Raw genomic sequence first — 20,238 nt, forward strand, 5'->3', positions numbered from 1 at the left:
CTTCACCTGGCTAGAAATATCCCGGGGGAGTCGCCCGCAGGGCGGCGGGGGCAGCGCCCCCTAGGGGCAGGCCTCAATCATCAGGCCTGTTCAGTGAAAACAACTCGGTGACAACGGCATAGTCTCGGTAGCCAAGCCGCGCCAAAGGCTGGAAGGTTGTCACGTCGAATTTGCCATCCTTCAGGCAATCGTCACGCAGATGGACCCCGGTCACTTCGCCAAAGACAACGCGGTTCGCCTCACCGGGTAGGGTCGTGATCTCGGTCAGCTTGCATTCCAGCGCAGCGGGTGCATCTGCAACGCGTGAGCAAGCGATGGTTTCGCACTCGATCGCCGACAGGCCTGCATGGGCAAATTCGTCGGTTTCCTTTGGCAGTCCGGCTGAACTGGCGTTCATCGCATCCCGGTGGGCAAAGGCTACGATGTTCACGCAGAATACGCCCGTTGCCTCAATATTGGCGATGCTGTCCTTGCCGCCGTCCTGATCGTGCTTGGTTCCTGTTGTGGCAAACATCACCTGTGGCGGGGTGTAGGCAACCCCGTTGAAAAAAGAGTAAGGGGCCAGATTGTTAATCCCATTTGCGTCGCGCGACGAAATCCATCCGATGGGGCGCGGGGTGATGATGGCGTTGAACGGATTGTGCGGCAGGCCGTGGCCGTCTTCGGGGCGATAGAACATATGGTCTCCAAGCGTTTGCCCAAGGCGTAACGAAGTGCTAGGGCGATTGCCAGCTAGGAAAAGAGGGCAGGCGTGCAGCACTTCGCGATCAGGCCGGAAGAGCCGCAGGATTGGTGGGAGGTCGAAGCCCTCTATGATCTGTGCTTTGCGCCGGGGCGCGAGGCGCTTTCCTCTTACCGTTTGCGCGATGATGTGCCGCCAGTGGCTGGTTTGTCTTTGGTTGCGCGCGATGGGCAGGGAATACTGGCCGGAGCGATCCGGTTCTGGCCTGTTCATGTCGGTGATCATGACGCCTTGCTGTTGGGACCTGTCGCGGTTCATCCAACGCATCAGGGCGAGGGGCTTGGCGGATACCTTATCCACTCCGGCGTTGAAACGGGGCGGGAAATGGGTTGGGATCGTGTCATGCTGGTCGGCGACGCGCCATATTACGCCCGTTTTGGTTTCACGCCATTGAATGGGGTTGAGATGCCTCCGCCAACCAACCCAGAGCGTGTTTTGGGCATGGCCCTGAACCCCGGAAAATGGGATAATATTACTGGAGCCGTAACCCGCTGGACGCGCTGAGCTATTGAAACACCGCGCTGAAATACCGATCTTTTGAGGAACGGAGGGTTCGGATGCAGGATGTTATACTGATCGACAGTGTTGACGCGGATGCGGAATTGGATCGCTTGGCGAAACACTACCGCTCGGCCGGTGGGGCGGGTGTCAAACTGCTCAATGCTTTGGGCGGGTCGGCGGAATCCCTGCTGGACCAACTGCCCGAATCCCTGCGCGACGGCTTGACCGGAGCGACCGAGCAAGCCCTTTGGATGGCGATGCAGGCGGCACAAGTATCGCGTCAGGTCGTGCCCGATCAGGCGCCTTGGGTGAACACTGCGGTGACAACGGCGATGGGCGCTGCGGGCGGATTAGGTGGCCTGTCTACCGCTTTGGTCGAGTTGCCGGCAACCACGGCGATGCTGTTGCGCTCAATTCAAGGGGCGGCAGCGCGTGAAGGCTTTGATCCGGCTGAAGAAAACGTGAAATTCGACTGTGTTCGGGTGTTGGCGGCAGCGGGTCCCTTGTCACACGATGACGGAGCGGATCTGGGGTTCTTTTCCGTGCGTTTGACGCTGACAGGTCCTGCCATGCACAAACTGATTGCGGCTGTGGCGCCAAAGCTCTCGGTTGTGTTGGGGCAGAAACTGGCCGCGCAATCCGTACCGGTTCTGGGGGCGCTTGCGGGGGGTGGGACGAACTACATCTACACCCGGTATTACCAGCAGATCGCGCATGTTCACTTTGGTTTGCGCCGGTTGGCGATGGACGCTGATATCTCGCACGATGTTCTGGTTCGCAGGCTCAGTGCGCGTATGTAGCGGTTAAATTTGGTCGCTGCCGCATCATGTGGTATACTCAGTTTAACAGGCCGCGATATAAAAGCTTAACAGAAGACGCGGTATACAGGCACTGATCTGATGCGAAAGTGAGTGCGGCGCGATGAAAGTTTCTCGGGCGTCCAGTCTAGACCTCGATGTGGGGCAGGTACCGGTCCTGCCTCAGGCAGCCGCGCTGTGCTATCGGCTGGCGCTGGGTCGTCCTGAGGTTCTGTTGATCACCTCCCGCAAGGCGCAGCGCTGGATCATCCCGAAGGGTTGGTTGATTGATGGGTTAAGCGCCTCGGAAACCGCGGCTCAGGAGGCTTGGGAAGAGGCGGGTGTGATTGGCACATGTGTTCCGTTCAAGCTTGGTCAGTTCTCGATGGCCAAAACCTGCGCCAAGCGTGGACCGGTTCTGTGCGCGGTGGATGTCTACCCGCTGCATGTGGATCAGGTTCAGAATCAGTTTCCCGAGACAGGGCAGCGGAAACGCAAATGGTGTACGCTTCAAAAGGCCGCATCGAAAGTCAACTCGCCCGATCTTGCCACTATTTTGCGCAAGTTTGCGCCCCGGATACACTAAACTTAATACTGAGAGACTTGATATTGGAGTTTCGGTCGGTATCTATTCGCCAACCGACATTTTGGACGGACCATGATTCAATACGCGTTGAAGTGCAGCAAGGGCCATAGTTTCGACAGCTGGTTCCAATCTGCCGAAGCATACGACAAGCTGGCAGCCTCGGGCATGGTGACATGCGCGGTATGTGGATGTGCGCATGTTGAAAAGGCGATCATGACTCCGCGTGTCCGGCCTGCGCGGGATGCGCAGAAGACCGCGCAAATGCCAAAACCGTCATCGGATGATATCAACGTAGCCAGTACCCCCACTGAAGTTGAACGCGTCTTGGCCGAACTACGCCGCAAGGTCGAAGAAAACTCGGACTATGTGGGCCATGACTTCGCCTCGGAGGCGCGCAAGATGCATCTGGGCGAGGCACCCGAGCGCTCGATCTACGGCGAGGTGAAACCGGATGAGGCGAAATCCCTGATCGAAGACGGGGTACCGGTTGCGCCACTTCCCTTTGTTCCCAGCAGAAAGACAAACTGACCCATGCATATCGTGATTACCGGAGCCAATCGGGGAATTGGATGGGCTCTGGCGGAGCGATATCGCGCGCAGGGTCATGGCGTCACGGGAACTGCGCGTGATGGCAGCGCCGAGGTTCAGTTGGACGTAGCCGATCCGGCGCAGCAAGCGGCGATGGCGGACCAGCTAAAAGGGAAGCCGGTCGACCTGTTGATTTGCAATGCGGGCGTTTATCTGGACAAAAGTCAAAGCATTGATGACTACCCCGCCGAGATGTGGGCGCAGAGTTTTGCGGCCAATGTCACTGGCGTTTTCTTGACTGTGCAGTCATTGCTGCCCCATCTGCGCGCGGCTGGCGGACGGATTGCGATCATGTCGTCTCAGATGGCCTCGCACACCCGCGCGCCGGGCGGCAGCTACATCTACCGCGCCTCCAAGGCGGCGGCCTTGAATCTGGGGCGTAATCTGGCGGCCGACTTAAAGGCGGATGGGATTGCAGTGGGCATTTATCACCCCGGTTGGGTGAAGACCGACATGGGTGGCGCAGCGGCGGACATCCATGTGGATCAGGCCGTCGCTGGCCTGATGGAGCGTTTCGATGCGCTGTCGCTGGACAGCACAGGTTGTTTCGAAACCTACGACGGGAAGCCTCACGCCTACTGAGTGTTCAGCGCGGCCTTGGGCAGTTCATACACTTCGCCGGGTTCGATGAAAATCACCATGATGTCGCCCCGAACTTCATGGTTGATCGGTGAGGGCGAGCTGCTGGAATCCGGAATGCCATCGGTGAAGTAAATTCTGCGAACATCACCACCGGGCAACATCACGGCCAATGTTGCGGTGCCATCATCACGGCGGCGCAGCTCGGCGTTGCAGCTTTGCAGCGGATCACCGGCTCTACCGGCGCAGGGAACCGTACCCAGCGCGTTCTGTCCATCGGTGCCAGCCACGCTGGCCTGCTGGGACAGGGCTGGGGATGCGATCACGGCAAGGACGGTTGCGAAACGAAGCATGAATAACCTCTTGGAATTGCTTTAGCGCTAGGCTGACATTGCGTTTTCGGAAAGTAAAGCGGCCCCTTGACGCAATATCTGCTATGCAGCGCCCCTTGCTCTTGGTGTCCCCCTCGCATATGAGGCTCGGGACTTTAAATCCAAGGCGCGGAGACACTTGCCCCCATGCCCGTACTCGTGATGAAATTCGGTGGCACATCGGTTGCCAATCTTGACCGCATCCGCCGCGCGGCGAAACGTATCGGCGTTGAGGTGGCAAAGGGCTATGACGTCATCGTCATCGTTTCGGCCATGTCCGGCAAAACCAACGAATTGGTGGGGTGGGTGAACGAGACCTCGCCACTGTTCGACGCCCGCGAATACGATGCTGTGGTGTCATCGGGCGAAAACGTCACCGCAGGTCTGATGGCGCTGACGTTGCAGGAGATGGAAATTCCGGCGCGCAGCTGGCAGGGCTGGCAAGTGCCTCTACTGACCAATGGTGCACATTCCTCGGCCCGGATCGAGGAAATTCCGACGGACAACCTGAACCAAAAGTTCGGCGAAGGCATGAGAGTGGCCGTGGTTGCCGGTTTCCAGGGCATCAGCCCCGAAGGCCGGATCACGACGCTGGGCCGTGGCGGTTCGGACACGACTGCTGTGGCCTTTGCTGCCGCGTTCGAGGCCGAGCGCTGTGATATCTACACGGATGTCGATGGCGTCTACACGACCGACCCGCGTATCTGCGAAAAGGCACGCAAGCTGGATCGGATTTCGTTCGAGGAAATGCTCGAACTGGCGTCGCTAGGCGCGAAAGTGTTGCAAACCCGCTCGGTCGAGCTGGCGATGCGCTATAAGGTGAAACTGCGCGTTCTTTCAAGTTTCGAAGAACAATCCGACGAGGCCGGTACACTGGTCTGCGACGAGGAGGATATCATGGAATCCAATGTTGTGGCCGGTGTGGCCTATTCCCGCGACGAAGCCAAGATGACCGTCGTTTCCGTGGCCGACCGCCCCGGCATCGCCTCGATCATCTTCACCGCGCTCAGCGATGAGGGCGTGAATGTCGATATGATCGTCCAGAACATCTCGGACGAAGGGCGCACGGATATGACCTTCTCGTGCCCGACCGATCAGGTCGCGCGCGCCGAGAAAGCGTTGCTGGCGATCAAGGATGCGGGCGAGCTGAATTATGCCGAGCTGGTCGCGGATACTGACGTTTGCAAGGTTTCGGTTGTAGGCATCGGCATGCGTTCGCAATCGGGTGTTGCGGCCAAGATGTTCAAGGTTCTCTCGGATGAGGGGATCAACATCAAGGTCATTACAACCTCCGAGATCAAAATTTCCGTCCTTGTCGACAGGAAATACATGGAACTTGCTGTTCAGGCACTGCATGATGCCTTTGAACTGGACAAGGCGGCCTAAGCTGATCAGCCAAAGGTTTCGCCTGACGCACTAATCGGGTTGGGCCATGGCGGACGGTACGGAAACAGAATCCCGCAAGCTGCTGGTTCGGCTGCGCGAGGAAATGGCGAGCGAGGCGGCCGGTCAGGAGCGTCTCGACCGCATCACGCAGCTGATTGCCGATAGCATTCGTTGCGAGGTCTGCTCGATCTACCTGTTCCGTGACGAAGAAACCCTTGAGCTTTGCGCGACCGAGGGCCTCTCGCCCGAGGCCGTCCACCAGACACGGATGCGTCTGGGCGAAGGTCTTGTTGGCCGGGTGGCCAAATCCGGTAAGGTCGTGAACACAGCCGATGCGCCCGCGGCCAAAGGCTTCCGGTTCATGCCGGAAACGGGCGAGGAGCGCTTTTCCTCATTCCTCGGGGTGCCGGTACAGCGGCTCGGTCAGAAACTGGGCGTTCTGGTGGTGCAGTCCCGTGACGCGCGTGAATTCTCCGCTGATGAGATCTATGCGCTGGAAGTCGTCGCGATGGTTCTGGCTGAGATGGCCGAACTGGGCGCGTTCGTTGGCGAAGGCGCGGCCCTTTCTCCCTTGCACCAGCAATCGGTGCAATTGACTGGCGGTCCGGCGCAGGAAGGGTCTGCCGAAGGGCATGTCTGGCTGCATGAGCCGCGCGTCGTCGTGACCAACCCGATTGCCGAAGACCCGCACCGTGAAAGCGAGCGGTTGAATGAGGCGGTCGAGGAGCTGCGCGTCGGCGTCGACAAGATGCTCGAAATCTCGCAGAACGGCGACAAAGAGCAGCTGAAAGTTCTGGAAGCCTACCGCATGTTCGCCAATTCCAAGGGCTGGATGCGGCGGATGGAGGAAGACATCGCCCTCGGCCTCAGCGCGGAGGCCGCGGTCGAGAAAGAGCAATCGCAGGCCCGTGCCCGTATGGGGCAGGTGACCGATCCCTATTTGCGGGAACGGCTGGCGGATCTGGATGACCTCAGCAATCGCTTGCTGCGCATCCTGACGGGGCAGGGCAAGACTGACAGCGCCGATCTGCCGCCCGATCCGATCCTCATCGCCCGCAACATCGGCCCCGGAGACCTGTTGGAATATGGCCGGTCCCTGAAGGGGATCGTGCTCGAGGAAGGCTCGGTCGGTAGCCACGCCACGATTGTTGCCCGCGCATTGGCGATCCCCTTGGTCGTGCATGTCGGGCGGATCACGACCGAAGCTCTGAACGGCGACCACATTCTGGTCGATGGGGACAATGGCGTTGTCCATCTGCGTCCCGAAGACTCGGTGGTCAGCGCGTTTCGCGACAAGATCGCGATGCAGGCCAAGGCGCAGGAACGCTATGCCTCGATCCGGGAGACGCCGACGGTTACGCAGGATGGCGCGCGGATCAACATGGCGATGAACGCAGGCCTGATGGCCGATCTGCCCTCGCTCGGGAACTCGGGCGCGGAAGGGGTTGGCTTGTTCCGGACCGAGCTGCAATTCCTGATCCGCAACCAGATGCCGAAACGGTCTGAGCTGGTGACCCAATACCAGCGGGTTCTGGACGCGGCCGGAGAAAAGCGCGTTGTGTTCCGGACCCTCGATATCGGGTCTGACAAGGTTCTGCCCTACATGAAGCACGTGGCGGAACCGAACCCGGCGCTGGGCTGGCGTGCGATCCGCGTTGGTCTGGATAAGCGCGGCGTGATGCGGATGCAGTTGCAGGCCCTGTTGCGCGCCGCCAATGGCCGCCCACTGACCATCATGTTCCCCTTCGTTGCGCAGGCCGAGGAGTTCCGCGAGGCCCGATGGGAGGTCAACAAAACCATCGAGCGTGAAAAACGTCTTGGCCATATCCTGCCGGAAACGCTTGAGGTTGGGGCGATGCTGGAAACGCCGTCGCTGGCGTTCTCACCGCAAAAGTTCTTTGACGAGGTGGATTTCATCTCGATCGGGGGCAACGACCTGAAACAGTTCTTCTTTGCCGCCGACCGCGAAAACGAGCTGGTGCGCCGCCGATATGACACATTGAATGTCAGCTTCCTCAGCTTCATCGAACGGATCGTGGAACGCTGCAACATCTCGGATACGCCGCTGAGTTTCTGTGGCGAGGACGCCGGTCGCCCGGTTGAGGCGCTGTGTCTGGCTGCAATGGGGATCCGCACCTTGTCTATGCGTCCGGCTTCGATCGGCCCGGTCAAGAGCCTTTTGCTGAGATCGAACCTGCAGGACGTCCGCAAGATCATCGCGGATGCACGTCATCGCGGTGAGCAATCCGTGCGCCCGGCTGTTATGGAGTGGTTGCGGTCGCAATCGTGACGCACCAGTCGACCTATTGGGGATTCCGGGCTTGATTTTTAGTTCAAGGTTCCGTAATCAACCGTGGAAATGTTAGCGATAACATTCAGGGCCGCACCTGCGACCCCCATCGCGATTGAGGTTCTGCTTCTTGGGGCAGGAAGCATAAAAGGAAGCTGATCATGGTTTCACGCGTCATCCCGGTAGACCCGTTCGACCTCGTGCTGTTTGGCGCGACGGGCGATCTGGCACAGCGCAAGATCTTGCCGGGGCTGTATCACCGGTTTGAAATGGGTCAGATGCCGGAAGGCGCGCGGATCATCGGGACCGCCCGGTCCGACATGGAAAGTGACGGGTTTCGTGACCAGTTGCGCGCGTCGATGGACAAGTTCGCGCCGAGCTACGACAAGGACACTCTGGATCGCTTTTTGACCCATGTTGACTATGTGCCAGTGGATGCGCTGGGCGATGCGGGCTGGGCCGATCTGGCCAAAGCCTTGCGCCCGGATGTGGTGCGGGCTTTCTATCTGTCTGTTGGGCCCAGCCTGTTCTCAGGCATTGCGCAGCGTCTGAACGATCACGGGCTTGCCACGCCTGATAGCCGGATCGTGGTGGAAAAGCCCTTCGGTCATGATCTGGCCTCGGCTAAGGCGCTAAACGAGGGGCTGCGCGCCTGTTTCGAAGAGCATCAAATCTACCGGATCGACCACTACCTGGGTAAGGAAACCGTGCAGAACCTGATGGCGCTGCGCTTTGCCAATTCCCTATTCGAGCCGTTGTGGAACGCGACCCATGTCGATCACGTGCAGATCACTGTGGCCGAGACTGTCGGGGTCGAAGGGCGCGGTGCTTACTACGACCAATCCGGCGCGATGCGGGATATGATCCAGAACCATCTGGTGCAGCTTCTCTGTCTGACCGCGATGGAGCCGCCTTCGAAATTCGCGCCAAACGCGGTGCGCGATGAAAAGGTCAAGGTGATCGAAGCGCTCGAACCTGTCGAGCCGAAGGATATCGCGCGTGGTCAGTATCGCACAGATAAGGGCGGCGACGGTTATCTCGATCATGTCGGCGATCCCGCCAGCCGTACCGAAAGCTTCATTGCGCTCAAGGCTCATATAGGCAACTGGCGCTGGGCGGGGGTGCCGTTCTACCTACGCACCGGCAAACGCCTGAGGGCGCGCGAGTCAGAGATCGCCGTGTTTTTCCGCGACCCGCCGCATACGATTTTCCCCAATGTGGGGCCTCTGCACGGCAATGTTCTGGTGATCCGTCTGCAGCCGGACGAGGGCATCACTCTGCGCACCACGATAAAGGAACCGGGGCAGGGCGGGTTCCGTCTGTCCGACGTGGCGCTCGACATGAGCTTTGCCGATGCGCTGGGCGATGGCGCGCAATCGCCTGACGCCTATGAACGCCTGATCATGGACGTGATCCGCGGCGATCAAACCCTGTTCATGCGCGGGGATGAGGCCGAGGCCGCCTGGGCCTGGGTTGATCCCATCATTCGCGGTTGGGAAGAGCGTGGCGACAAGCCCGCAAAATACGATCAGGGCAGTTCAGGGCCCGAAGAAGCATTGATGCTGATGCATCGCGATGGACGCCGCTGGCGTCAGATCGGAGGGTAATCATGGTCAATACAGTTATTTCGGACGTCACCAAACGGATCATGGACCGCAGCGCCGACTTGCGTGGCCCGCATCTTGAGCGGATGGAACAGGCCAAATCCAAAGGCCCCGCCCGTGCGCATCTGTCCTGCAGCGGTCAGGCGCATGCTTATGCCGGCGCGGGTGAGGACCAAAACTCGATGGCAACCGGTACGGCTGGGAACCTTGGCATCGTCACCGCCTATAACGACATGCTCTCGGCCCACCAACCGTTCGAGCGGTATCCCGAGCTGATCCGTCAGGCGATCCGCGCGGCAGGCGGTACAGCGCAGGTCGCAGGCGGGGTTCCCGCCATGTGCGACGGCGTGACCCAAGGCGAGGCGGGGATGGAGCTGTCTCTGTTTTCGCGAGATGTGATCGCGCTGGCGACGGGCGTGGCGCTCAGCCACAACACCTATGACGCGGCGGTGTTTCTTGGGGTCTGCGACAAGATCGTGCCCGGCCTGATCATCGGCGCGCAGGCCTTTGGCCATCTTCCGGCCGTCTTCCTGCCGGCTGGTCCGATGACCAGCGGTCTGCCGAATGACGAAAAAGCCAAGGTGCGCCAGCAATTCGCTGCCGGAGAGGTTGGTCGCGATGCTCTGATGAAGGCTGAAATGGCAGCTTACCATGGCCCCGGCACCTGCACCTTCTACGGTACCGCCAACACCAACCAGATGCTGATGGAGTTCATGGGCCTGCACCTGCCGGGCTCCAGCTTCGTCAACCCCAACACGCCTCTGCGCGATGCGCTGACCGAGGAAGGCGCGCGCCGCGCCCTGTCTCTCAGCGCGTTGGGCAATCACTACACACCGGTTTGTCAGATCCTCGATGAACGCGCCTTCGTCAATGGTATCGTTGGCCTGATGGCAACGGGTGGCTCCACCAACCTGCTGATCCACCTGATCGCCATGGCGCGCGCGGGTGGTATCGTGCTGGATTGGGAGGATTTTTCCGACATCTCCGCCGTGGTCCCTCTGGTCGCGCGGGTCTATCCCAACGGTCTGGCCGACGTGAACCACTTCCACGCCGCTGGGGGCTTGGGCTTTACCATAAGCACGCTGTTGGACGATGGGCTGCTGCACCCCGACACACTGACCGTCGCGGGGCAGGGGCTTCACAACTACACCAAGGAACCCAAGCTGAAAGACGGCGAGTTGGTCTGGGAAGACGGTGCGGGTCACAGCCTGAATGAAAAGATCGTGCGCCCGGCCAAGGACCCGTTTCAGCCCACCGGTGGCCTGTCGCGCCTGACCGGAAATCTGGGCACGGGCGTCATGAAGGTCTCGGCCGTGGCGCCCGAACACCAAGTGGTCGAAGCGCCCGTCCGTGTGTTCCATGACCAGAATGACGTCAAAGCCGCCTTCAAGGCCGGAGAGTTCACCGGTGACGTCATCGTCGTCGTTCGGTTCCAGGGCCCGAAGGCCAACGGTATGCCCGAGCTGCATTCGCTGACGCCAATACTATCGATCCTTCAGGGTAGGGGCCAAAAGGTCGCTCTGGTCACCGATGGCCGCATGTCTGGTGCATCGGGCAAGGTTCCCGCCGCTATCCATGTCTGCCCCGAGGCGCTGGATGGTGGCGCTATCGGCTATCTGCAAGACGGTGATCTGCTGCGCGTTGATGCGGTCAAGGGAGAGCTGGAAATCCTCACCCCTGGCGTCCTCGACCGCAGCCCAGCGACTGCTGATCTGTCTGCCAACCAGCACGGCGTCGGCCGCGACCTCTTCGGCGCGTTCCGCCAGAATGTCGGGTCCGCCGACACAGGTGCCAGTATTTTCGGAGTTTAACCCATGTCAAAAACCCAACGCACCCGCGAGATCTGCGCGCTGGCCCCAATCGTTCCTGTGCTGGTCGTGGATGACGCCGCCCACGCAAGGCCTTTGGCCGAGGCGCTGGTCGCAGGCGGTCTTCCTGCGCTCGAAGTTACCCTGCGCACCCCTGCCGCGCTGAACGTGATCCGCGCCATGGCCGCTGTGCCCGGAGGCGTCGTGGGCGCAGGCACGCTGGTAACTCCCGAAGACGTCCGCGCCGCCAAAGAGGCTGGCGCGCAGTTCGGCGTCTCGCCCGGCGCGACCGATGCCCTGATCGCCGCCTGCGAAGCCGAAGGCCTGCCCCTTCTACCCGGCGCGGCCACTGCGAGTGAAGCGATGGCCCTGCTGGAAAAGGGCTATGACATGCTGAAATTTTTCCCCGCCGAGGCCTCGGGCGGCGCACCGGCCCTGAAAGCCATAGGGGCGCCCCTGCCTCAGATCACTTTCTGTCCCACGGGAGGCGTATCGCCCTCGAATGCCCACGACTACCTTTCGTTGTCCAACGTGGTCTGCGCCGGTGGCAGCTGGGTCGCGCCAAAGCAGATGGTTCAAGAGGGCGACTGGTCCGGGATCGAAGCGCTTGCGCGTGAGGCGACCCACCTGACGGATTGACGCCGCAAGTCGAAACGCTAGGGTAAGCCACAAGTTAAGCAGGTTACCCTCATGAACAACCAAACCTCCCTCGTGCATGGGCGCGAGTATCTGGCCATTCCCGGCCCTTCGGTTATGCCCGACGCGGTGTTGCAAGCCATGCACCGCCCGTCGCCCAATATCTACGATGGCGCGTTGATCGAGATGATGCCCGCGCTGACGCAGGACCTAAAGCGCGTGGCCGGAACCCAGCACGACGTCGCCATTTATATCGCCAACGGCCACGGCACGTGGGAGGCCGCGTTATCGAATGTGATCGCCCCCGGAGAAACCGTTCTAGCCCCGGCCTCGGGTCGTTTCACCCATGGCTGGGCCGAGATGGCCGAGGGGATCGGCGCAAAGATCGACCTGATAGACTTCGGCTTGTCTTCACCCTGGGATCTCGACTACATCGCCGAGGCGCTGAACGCCGACAAGGAGCACAAAATCAAAGCTGTGCTTGCCGTCCATGTGGATACGTCCACCTCGATCCGGAATGATATCCCTGCCTTGCGCGCCCTGCTGGATGACTTGAACCACCCAGCGTTGCTAATGGCCGACTGTATCGCTTCGATGGGTTGCGACCGGTTCGAGATGGACGCTTGGGGAGTAGATGTCACCGTGACAGCCTGCCAGAAGGGCCTCATGACCCCGGCGGGCACCGGCTTTGTCTTCTTCAACGACAAAGCGAAGGCGAAACGTGCTGCAATGCCCCGCGTTTCGCAATATTGGGATTGGCAACCGCGCGCCAACCCCGAGCTGTTCTATCAGTATTTCAACGGCACCGCGCCCACTCATCACCTCTACGGCCTGCGTGCCGCGCTGGACCTGATTCACCGTGAGGGTCTCGAAAACGTCTGGTCCCGTCATGAGCGCCTTGCCAAGGCTATCTGGGCTGCCTGCGATGTCTGGGCGCAAGGCGGAGCGCTTCATTTCAACGTCACCGACCCGACCCATCGCAGCCACGCCGTCACCGCCCTACGCCTGACCGAGGGGCGCGGTACACCGCTGCGCAACTACACCGAAAATCAGCTTGGCCTGACACTGGGTATTGGCTTGGGGATGGAGGACTGGGACGGTTGCTTCCGCCTGGGCCATATGGGGCACGTCAACGCGCAGATGATCATGGCGATGCTGGGTGGCATGGAAACCGCCATGGCGGCACTTGATATCCCCCGCGGCCAAGGCGCGCTGGAAGCCGCCGCCGCGACACTGGCCACATAGCGCAGGTCTGCCTCTTCATCTGGCTCAAAATATCCTCGGTGGGAATCGCGCCTTGGCGCGATGGGGGGCAGACAGCCCCCCTAGACCGCGCGAGCTTGCGCCAAGGCCAAAGGCAAAGCCGCTTCAAAAGCCGCTATCTCTGCCTCTCCACCACAACTCACCCGGATACAGCGGTTCTGCGGGGCCGCAAATGGCATTCGCACAAACACACCCTGTTCGACGAGAGAGTCCAGAACGGCCTTCGCAAACACCGCGTCACGCCCGCAATCAATCGCAACGAAATTCGTGGCCGAAGGCAACGGGGTCAAACCATTGGCCTGCGCAATACGCTCGATACAATCCCGAGCCTCAGTGATCCGAGTCTGTACTTCTGACAGCCAGTCGCCATCGTCAAGCGCGGCTAGTGCTCCGGCTTGTGCAGCCCGGTTCATCCCGAAATGGTTGCGTACTTTGTTAAAGGCGGCAATCAATTCGGGGGCACCGATGGCATAACCAACCCGCGCCCCAGCCATCCCGTACACCTTTGAAAACGTCCGCATCCGGATCACGCGCGGATCATCGGCGGCAACAGGCGCAGCGGTGCCGTCCGGCGCGCATTCGACATAGGCCTCGTCCAGTACCAGCAGACATCCTGCGGGCAGAGTCTCCATCGCGGCCACGATATCGGCGCCCGAATGCCAGCTTCCCATCGGGTTGTCGGGGTTTGCCAGATAGACCAGCTTGGCATCAACCTCTGCGGCCTTGGCAAACAAAGCGGCAGGGTCTTCGTGATCGTCGCGATAGGGAACCCTGTGCAAAACCCCTCCAAAGCCCGCCACATGGTAGTTGAATGTGGGATAGGCCCCGTCTGAAGTCACCACCGCGTCGCCCGGCCCGATCAATAGTCGCACCAAGTAGCCCAACAGCCCGTCAATGCCTTCGCCCACCACAATATTCTCGGGGGTAACCCCGTGATGTGCCGCCAACGCATGGCGCAGATCGTGATTCTCGGGGTCACCATACATCCAGATCTCACCAGAGGCCCGTTGCATCGCTTCGATGGCGCGAGGCGAGGGGCCAAACACGCTTTCATTCGCGCCAAGCCGCGCCTTGAAGGGGGCACCGCGTTGGCGCTCCTGTGTTTCCGGCCCCACAAACGGGACGGTTGCGGGCAGGGATTGGGCGAGCGATGTGTAGCGAGGTCTGATCATAGCCGCAGATAAGCCCACTGCACGGGTTGCTGCAAGCCCGCGCCTCAACATGCCTCAACGTCGCAGTGGAACTGCACTCGCATTCGGGGCAGTCTTATCAAGACTGCAAAACAAGGAGGTCCGGAATGGCGCGCGTATCTGTCGAGTACAAGGATCACATCGCTCATGTCAAGCTGACGCGCGGCGACAAGATGAATGCTCTGGACGAGGCGATGATCAAGGCGCTGTTGGCCGCTGGGCAAGAGGTTGCGGCCTCGGACGCCCGAGCCGTGGTCCTGTCGGGTGAGGGCAAAAGCTTCTGCGCCGGTCTCGACATGGCGAGTTTCGCGAAAATGGCCCACATGGACCCGACCGAATGGCTCATGACACGCAGCCATGAAGACGCCAATGAGATGCAAGAACTGGCCCTGATCTGGCGGCGCATCCCTGTTCCTGTCATCTGCGCTATCCAAGGCGCGGCCTATGGGGGCGGCCTGCAGATCGCTCTGGGCGCGGATATCCGCATCGCCCACCCCGAGGCGAAGCTGGCGGTGATGGAGATGAAATGGGGCATCATCCCCGATATGGGCGGCATGGTTCTGCTTCCGAAGCTGGTTCGCTCGGACGTTTTGCGCCTGCTGACCTATACCGCGCGTCCCATTGGGGCTGCACAGGCGGCCGAGTGGGGCTTGGTCACCAAGCTGTCCGATGATCCACAGACCGAAGCACTTGCATTTGCTGAAAACATCGCCTCGCAAAGCCCCTCGGCCATCCGCGCTGCCAAGCGCCTCATAGACTTCGCCGAAACCAATGCGCGTGGCGATGTGTTGCTGGCCGAGTCCTCGGAGCAGGTGGATCTTATTGGAAAACCTGACCAGATGGAGGTCGTGATGGCACAGATGCAGGGCCGAAAGCCCGAATTCAAGTGATCACCGCATAAAGGCGCGCCGCGCGTCTCGGGCCATGTTGTAACGCATTTCGAGATCGGCGATCTTTGACATCGTGGCTTTGCGGGTCTCGGGATCGGTCAGCCCGGCATATTCCTTGCGGGCCTCGTCCAACTGTTTTTTGATGTCGAACTCCTCGGGCAGTACCCCGGCCTGCGCCATGATCCTATGACCGGCTGCAATGGCGGGATCGCTTTGCGCTTCGCCTGAGCGATCGGGCAGAGGCGCACCTTCGCCCTCAAGACCCTGTAATTGACCCTCTGCTTGAGCTTTCTTGATCTGGCGTTCCACCAGTTTTCCATGCGATCCGAACATGGGCTCAGGATAGCTTTTTCAGGCTCGGGGAGAAAGGGATCATCGCAGCTTGGTGGTGAAGATGTAGGCGACGCCCCCAGCCATCAAGCCCCAGACCGCAGCGCCCAGACCAAACACCGTGATCCCTGAGGCGGTGATGGCGAAGGTCAGGATCGCGGCTTCTCGCTCGGCGGGTATTTCGAGTGCTGCGAAGGTGGCGTTGGCCATAACGCCAATCAGGGCCACGCCAGTCAGCGTACCCATCAGCAGCGGGTCGGCATGGGCGGCAAATCCGGTGATTGCCACGGCGAAGATACCGAAGACGCAGTAGAACACGCCTGCCATGATCGCCGACCAGTAGCGCAAACTACGGTCTGGGTGGCTGTCTTCATTCGAGCACATCGCGGCGGTGATGGCCGCCAGACAGGTGGCGGGGGCTCCAAATGGGGCCGACAACATGCTTGCCCCGCCGACGGAGGAGAACAGCGTGTCGGGCGCGGGCGTGTAGCCAAAGCTGCGCATCACGGCGATGCCGGGGATGTTTTGGGTTGCCATTGTGACGACGAATAGCGGCAGGCCGATGCCGATCGCTGACGCAAACGAGAATGAGGGCATCGTCCAGACAGGCGCGGCCAGATAAGCCTCGGGCCGGACGGATGCACCTTCGGCGCTGAACACTACCACGAGAGCTGCGGCTACGACGGCTGCGGGAACGGCAAACAGTCGGTTGAGGCGTCCGGCGATGAACCATGTCAGGATCACGGGCAGTGCCTGCCAAGGTAGCTCAACAGCTGCTTTGAACGGGACAATGCAAAGGGGTAAAAGAACACCGCCGAGCATCGCCTGTGCCAGAGTGGTCGGGATTGCAGCGGCCAGACGCCCCAAGGGTTTCCAAAGCCCGGCCAGAATCGTCAAGGCTCCGGCGCAGAGGAACGCTCCGATTGCGCCTGAGAAGCCTGCGGCAGGGGTGGCCGAAACCGCCAGCAATGCCGCTCCGGGGGTAGACCAGGCCACGCTGATTGGTTGCTGGTAACGCAGGCTGAGAACAATCGCGGCCAGCCCCATGGCAATTGCAGCACTCATCAGGCCCGAGGCTGCTTGGGCAGCTGTTGCGCCCATTGCAGCCAGCCCTTGCAGCACGATGGGAAACGAACTGAAGAACCCGACAATGGCGACTACCAGTCCGGTTGAGACGGTCTGCATCGGAGGGAAAGGTCGTGCCATAGGGGCCTCGGAGGGTTGTTGCTCCGAAGTGCTAACAAGCGCGGGCTGGCGCGAACAAGGGGAAAGCTCTGAGGGCAAAGAAAAACCTCACCACCGGTTCGGGTGGTGAGGTCGGGATTTCCGTATTTGGAACGAGAAGAAGATCAGGCGAGTTCGGCCAGACGAGCGAGGGCTTCGTTCAGCTTGGCCTCTTCTTCTTCGCGCGCAGCGAGGTTTGCTTTGGCTTCCTCAACCACCTCCTCCGGGGCCGAGGCCACGAATTTGGGGTTGTTCAGACGCCCACGAAGACCGCCGAGTTCTTTGGCTAGTTTGCCCTTGGCTTTTTCCAACCGTTCCTTTTCGGCGCCGATGTCGATGATGTCCGCTAAAGGCACGCCGAAGCTCGCGCCCGGGGCGGCAATCGAAATCGTGCCTTTTGGCAGCTCATCAGCCTTAGTCAAGCTATCGATCCGCGCCAGGCGCTTTATCAATGCTTCATTGCGGTCCCATGCGGCTTGGCCGTGATCGTCAATCTCGGTCACTAGCATCGGCACGTAGAGGCCGGCCGGAACCCGCATCTGCGCACGGGCCGAGCGAGTATTTTCGATCACCGAGATCACCCAGTTCATCTCACGATCCGCGTCGGCGTCGATCAAGTCGGCAGCGGCGTAGGTCGGCCAGTCGGCGTGGACAACCATCTTTGGCCGCGTGCCAGTCAGCGCCCAAAGCTCTTCGGTGATGAAGGGCATGATTGGGTGCAGCAGGACCATGCACTGATCCAAAACCCAGCGCATGGTGGCGCGGGTCTCGGCCTGTGCCTCGGTGTCGTCGCCTTGCAGCAATGGTTTTGACAGCTCCACATACCAATCGCAGACTTTGCCCCAGACAAAGGCATAAAGCCCATTCGCGGCATCGTTAAAACGATAGCTTTCCAGCGCAGCATCGACTTCTTCCCGCACGCGAGCAGTTTCACCGATGATCCAGCGGTTCACGGCCGCCTTGGGCTTCAGGTCGGCCACGTCCAGTTGCGGGACGGCGTCGGTGAAGACCTCGTTCATCTCAGCAAAGCGGACGGCATTCCAAAGCTTGGTGCCGAAGTTTCGGTAACCTGTGATGCGCTCGCGGCTGAGTTTCAGCACGCCGCCAATTGCCGCCATCGATGCGTTGGTAAAGCGCAGCGCATCCGCACCGAATTCGTCCACGATCTCCAGTGGGTCGATCACGTTGCCGGTGGTCTTGGACATCTTCTTGCCCTTCTCGTCACGGACGAGCTGGTGCAGGTAGACGGTGTGGAACGGGATTTGATCGACCACGGCCAGTTGCATCATCATCATCCGGGCGACCCAGAAGAACAGGATGTCGAAACCGGTAACCAGAACGTCCGTCGGGAAGTAGCGCTCCAGTTCTTCGGTCTGTTCAGGCCAGCCCAGCGTGCCGATGGGCCAAAGGCCGGAGGAGAACCAGGTGTCGAGTACGTCCGGATCGCGCCAAACTGGGTAGACCAGCTTGGTCGGGTCTTGTTCGACCGCGTATTGTGCAAGGCTTTCAGCGAACTGATGGATCGCTTCTTGCTTGTCGGCGACTTCGACAACCGTCGCATGGCTCAGCGGGCTGGGGATGTTTGCGTTGTCGTCGAGGAATTTCTCGGTGACAGCTTCAAGGCTCGCAGCACATTCCATGACATTGCCACGGTGCAACATGCCGCCTTCGTTCAGCAAACGGCCCAATTCGACCAGATCAAGGTCGCCGTCGTTTTCGTCGTCCTTGAAGTTCTCAGCCGAGAGATCGAGGCCATACCAAACCGGAATCTGATGCCCCCACCACAGCTGGCGCGAAATACACCAGGGCTCGATGTTTTCCAGCCAGTGGTAGTAGGTTTTCTCACCCGACTCGGGGATGATCTTGACTGTACCGTCCTTGACCGCATCCAGCGCGGGGCCGACGACTTTGGCAGCGTCGACGAACCACTGATCGGTGAACATCGGCTCGATGACGACTTTGGAGCGGTCACCAAACGGCTGCATGATTGGTTTGCTCTCGACCAGCGGGACCAGATTGTCCGCGCTCTCATGATCGGATTTCAGAGCGGTTGAACCCAGACGCGGATCGTCCGCGCGGGTCATCACGGCTAGACCGTCGGCGGTGATCTCCTCAACGACCTTCGCGCGCGCCTCGAATCGATCTAGGCTGCGCAGATGGTCAGGGATCAGGTTGATCGCGTCGATCTCGTTCTCGGTGAATTCCTTGCCACGCGCGTATTCCTGCGCCTTGTCCGCTTCTTCCGCGTAGGGCGCACCATCTGCCCGCATCGCGCCCTTGGTGTCCATCAGGCGGTACATCGGGATGCCACCGCGCTTGGCGACCATGTTGTCGTTAAAGTCATGCGCGCCGGTGATTTTCACCGCGCCTGAGCCGAAATCGGGGTCCGGATACTCATCGGTGATGATCGGGATCTGACGGCGATGCTCTTTCGGACCAACAGGGATTTCGCAGAGTTTGCCAACGATTGGCGCATAGCGCTCATCCGAGGGGTGAACCGCGACCGCGCCGTCGCCCAACATGGTTTCGGGGCGGGTCGTGGCGATCGAGATATAGTCGCGCTCTTCCTCAAGCACGATATTCCCGTCCTCGTCCTTCTCGACATAGGTGTAGGTTTCGCCGCCAGCCAGCGGGTATTTGAAGTGCCACATGTGGCCCGCGACTTCGATATTCTCGACTTCGAGGTCCGAGATTGCAGTTTCGAAATGCGGGTCCCAGTTGACCAGACGCTTGCCGCGATAGATCAGGCCCTTTTCGTACATGTCGACGAAAACCTTGATCACCGCGTCGTGGAAATTGGCCGAGTTCTCATGCCCTGTGCGCGGATCGCCCGCCGCACCGGCCATGGTGAAGGCGTTGCGCGACCAGTCGCAGGAGGAGCCGAGACGTTTCAGCTGCTCGATAATCGTGCCGCCGTATTCGCCTTTCCATTCCCAGACTTTCTCAAGGAATTTCTCGCGACCCAACTCGCGCCGACCCGGCTGCTGTGTGGCGGCCAGCATCTTTTCCACCTGCATCTGTGTGGCGATGCCTGCGTGGTCCTGGCCGGGCTGCCAGAGCGTGTCGAAGCCACGCATCCGGTGCCAACGGATCAGGATGTCCTGCAGCGTGTTGTTGAACGCATGGCCCACGTGCAAAGCACCTGTCACGTTGGGCGGCGGGATCATGATGGTAAAGCTCTCGTCACGCGATTTGTTCGCGCCTGCCCTGAAGGCTCCGGCCTGTTCCCAGGCCTCGTAGATGCGGGCCTCAGCCTCGGCCGCGTTGAATGTCTTTTCCATCGCCATGGGGTGCGTCCTGCGTCATCAATCTTGGGTTAATGCGTGCAATAGCGAAAGGATGGCAAAAGGGGAAGGCTTTGCACTCAAATCCACAAGGCATTCAGTCCGCCTTAACCGTGAAGCAGGCCACAGACAGCCACTGGGTTGTTCAGCTACACTTGTAACGTGCAGT

18 protein-coding genes are annotated in these 20,238 nt (G+C 60.4%); 12 read left to right on the forward strand and 6 right to left on the reverse strand.

Features of this window, described 5'->3' with window-relative positions:
* Positions 1–73: 73 nt before the first annotated feature.
* Positions 74–679 carry a flavin reductase family protein gene (locus tag ACR0JF_RS10360; RefSeq protein ID WP_170659973.1) on the reverse strand — a complete coding sequence of 202 codons (606 nt, stop codon included), beginning with the start codon at positions 677–679 and terminating at the stop codon, positions 74–76.
* 72 nt (positions 680–751) lie between these two features.
* Here ACR0JF_RS10360 and ACR0JF_RS10365 point away from each other — a divergent pair, with 72 nt between their 5' ends.
* The 5 genes from ACR0JF_RS10365 (at position 752) to ACR0JF_RS10385 (ending at position 3,796) form a co-directional block, all read left to right on the forward strand.
* The gene (locus tag ACR0JF_RS10365) at positions 752–1,246 is read left to right on the forward strand and encodes a GNAT family N-acetyltransferase (protein WP_170659974.1); all 495 of its coding nucleotides are present in this window, start codon (positions 752–754) and stop codon (positions 1,244–1,246) included.
* Between the two features lie 53 nt (positions 1,247–1,299).
* Positions 1,300–2,043 (forward strand): EcsC family protein, encoded by a 744-nt coding sequence (locus ACR0JF_RS10370; protein WP_170659975.1) that lies wholly within the window; start codon positions 1,300–1,302, stop codon positions 2,041–2,043.
* 121 nt (positions 2,044–2,164) lie between these two features.
* A complete protein-coding gene (locus ACR0JF_RS10375) occupies positions 2,165–2,626 on the forward strand; it encodes an NUDIX hydrolase (RefSeq protein ID WP_170659976.1) in 462 nt (153 codons plus the stop codon).
* Between the two features lie 72 nt (positions 2,627–2,698).
* Positions 2,699–3,154, forward strand: a complete 456-nt coding sequence (locus ACR0JF_RS10380; RefSeq protein WP_170639339.1) for a DUF1178 family protein — start codon at positions 2,699–2,701, stop codon at positions 3,152–3,154.
* Between the two features lie 3 nt (positions 3,155–3,157).
* Positions 3,158–3,796 (forward strand): SDR family oxidoreductase, encoded by a 639-nt coding sequence (locus tag ACR0JF_RS10385; RefSeq protein WP_170659977.1) that lies wholly within the window; start codon positions 3,158–3,160, stop codon positions 3,794–3,796.
* On the opposite strand, the gene ACR0JF_RS10390 is transcribed toward ACR0JF_RS10385, so the two are convergent.
* A complete protein-coding gene (locus ACR0JF_RS10390) occupies positions 3,790–4,146 on the reverse strand; it encodes a hypothetical protein (protein ID WP_170377907.1) in 357 nt (118 codons plus the stop codon). The genes ACR0JF_RS10385 and ACR0JF_RS10390 overlap by 7 nt on opposite strands.
* 165 nt (positions 4,147–4,311) lie before the next feature.
* On the opposite strand from ACR0JF_RS10390, the gene ACR0JF_RS10395 reads away from it, so the two are divergent.
* The 6 genes from ACR0JF_RS10395 to ACR0JF_RS10420 all read left to right on the forward strand — a co-directional run bounded on the left by ACR0JF_RS10395 (position 4,312) and on the right by ACR0JF_RS10420 (position 13,133).
* Positions 4,312–5,550, forward strand: coding sequence for an aspartate kinase (locus tag ACR0JF_RS10395; protein WP_170639341.1), 1,239 nt, complete (start codon positions 4,312–4,314; stop codon positions 5,548–5,550).
* A 46-nt stretch (positions 5,551–5,596) separates the two neighbouring features.
* Complete coding sequence (gene ptsP, locus ACR0JF_RS10400; protein ID WP_170377909.1) at positions 5,597–7,840, forward strand: phosphoenolpyruvate--protein phosphotransferase; 2,244 nt, start codon at positions 5,597–5,599, stop codon at positions 7,838–7,840.
* 161 nt (positions 7,841–8,001) lie between these two features.
* Positions 8,002–9,447, forward strand: a complete 1,446-nt coding sequence (gene zwf, locus ACR0JF_RS10405) for a glucose-6-phosphate dehydrogenase (protein ID WP_170659978.1) — start codon at positions 8,002–8,004, stop codon at positions 9,445–9,447.
* A gap of 2 nt (positions 9,448–9,449) precedes the next feature.
* Positions 9,450–11,255, forward strand: a complete 1,806-nt coding sequence (edd, locus tag ACR0JF_RS10410; protein ID WP_170659979.1) for a phosphogluconate dehydratase — start codon at positions 9,450–9,452, stop codon at positions 11,253–11,255.
* Between the two features lie 3 nt (positions 11,256–11,258).
* The gene (locus tag ACR0JF_RS10415; RefSeq protein WP_170659980.1) at positions 11,259–11,891 is read left to right on the forward strand and encodes a bifunctional 4-hydroxy-2-oxoglutarate aldolase/2-dehydro-3-deoxy-phosphogluconate aldolase; all 633 of its coding nucleotides are present in this window, start codon (positions 11,259–11,261) and stop codon (positions 11,889–11,891) included.
* A 51-nt stretch (positions 11,892–11,942) separates the two neighbouring features.
* Entirely contained in the window at positions 11,943–13,133 is a 1,191-nt protein-coding gene (locus ACR0JF_RS10420; RefSeq protein WP_170377912.1) for an aminotransferase class V-fold PLP-dependent enzyme, read from the forward strand.
* Between the two features lie 80 nt (positions 13,134–13,213).
* Here ACR0JF_RS10420 and ACR0JF_RS10425 read toward each other — a convergent pair whose 3' ends face one another.
* Complete coding sequence (locus tag ACR0JF_RS10425; protein ID WP_170659981.1) at positions 13,214–14,323, reverse strand: pyridoxal phosphate-dependent aminotransferase; 1,110 nt, start codon at positions 14,321–14,323, stop codon at positions 13,214–13,216.
* Positions 14,324–14,448: 125 nt separating this feature from the next.
* Here ACR0JF_RS10425 and ACR0JF_RS10430 point away from each other — a divergent pair, with 125 nt between their 5' ends.
* Entirely contained in the window at positions 14,449–15,231 is a 783-nt protein-coding gene (locus ACR0JF_RS10430; protein WP_170659982.1) for a crotonase/enoyl-CoA hydratase family protein, read from the forward strand.
* Here ACR0JF_RS10430 and ACR0JF_RS10435 read toward each other — a convergent pair whose 3' ends face one another.
* The 3 genes from ACR0JF_RS10435 to ACR0JF_RS10445 form a co-directional block, all read right to left on the reverse strand.
* Entirely contained in the window at positions 15,232–15,564 is a 333-nt protein-coding gene (locus tag ACR0JF_RS10435; RefSeq protein ID WP_170659983.1) for a DnaJ family domain-containing protein, read from the reverse strand. It abuts the gene before it with no gap.
* A 39-nt stretch (positions 15,565–15,603) separates the two neighbouring features.
* Positions 15,604–16,767, reverse strand: a complete 1,164-nt coding sequence (locus tag ACR0JF_RS10440) for a benzoate/H(+) symporter BenE family transporter (protein ID WP_480669250.1) — start codon at positions 16,765–16,767, stop codon at positions 15,604–15,606.
* A 143-nt stretch (positions 16,768–16,910) separates the two neighbouring features.
* Complete coding sequence (locus ACR0JF_RS10445) at positions 16,911–20,072, reverse strand: valine--tRNA ligase (protein WP_170659984.1); 3,162 nt, start codon at positions 20,070–20,072, stop codon at positions 16,911–16,913.
* Positions 20,073–20,238: the final 166 nt, after the last annotated feature.

The sequence above is a fragment of the Ruegeria sp. BG11 genome, from assembly GCF_056538565.1.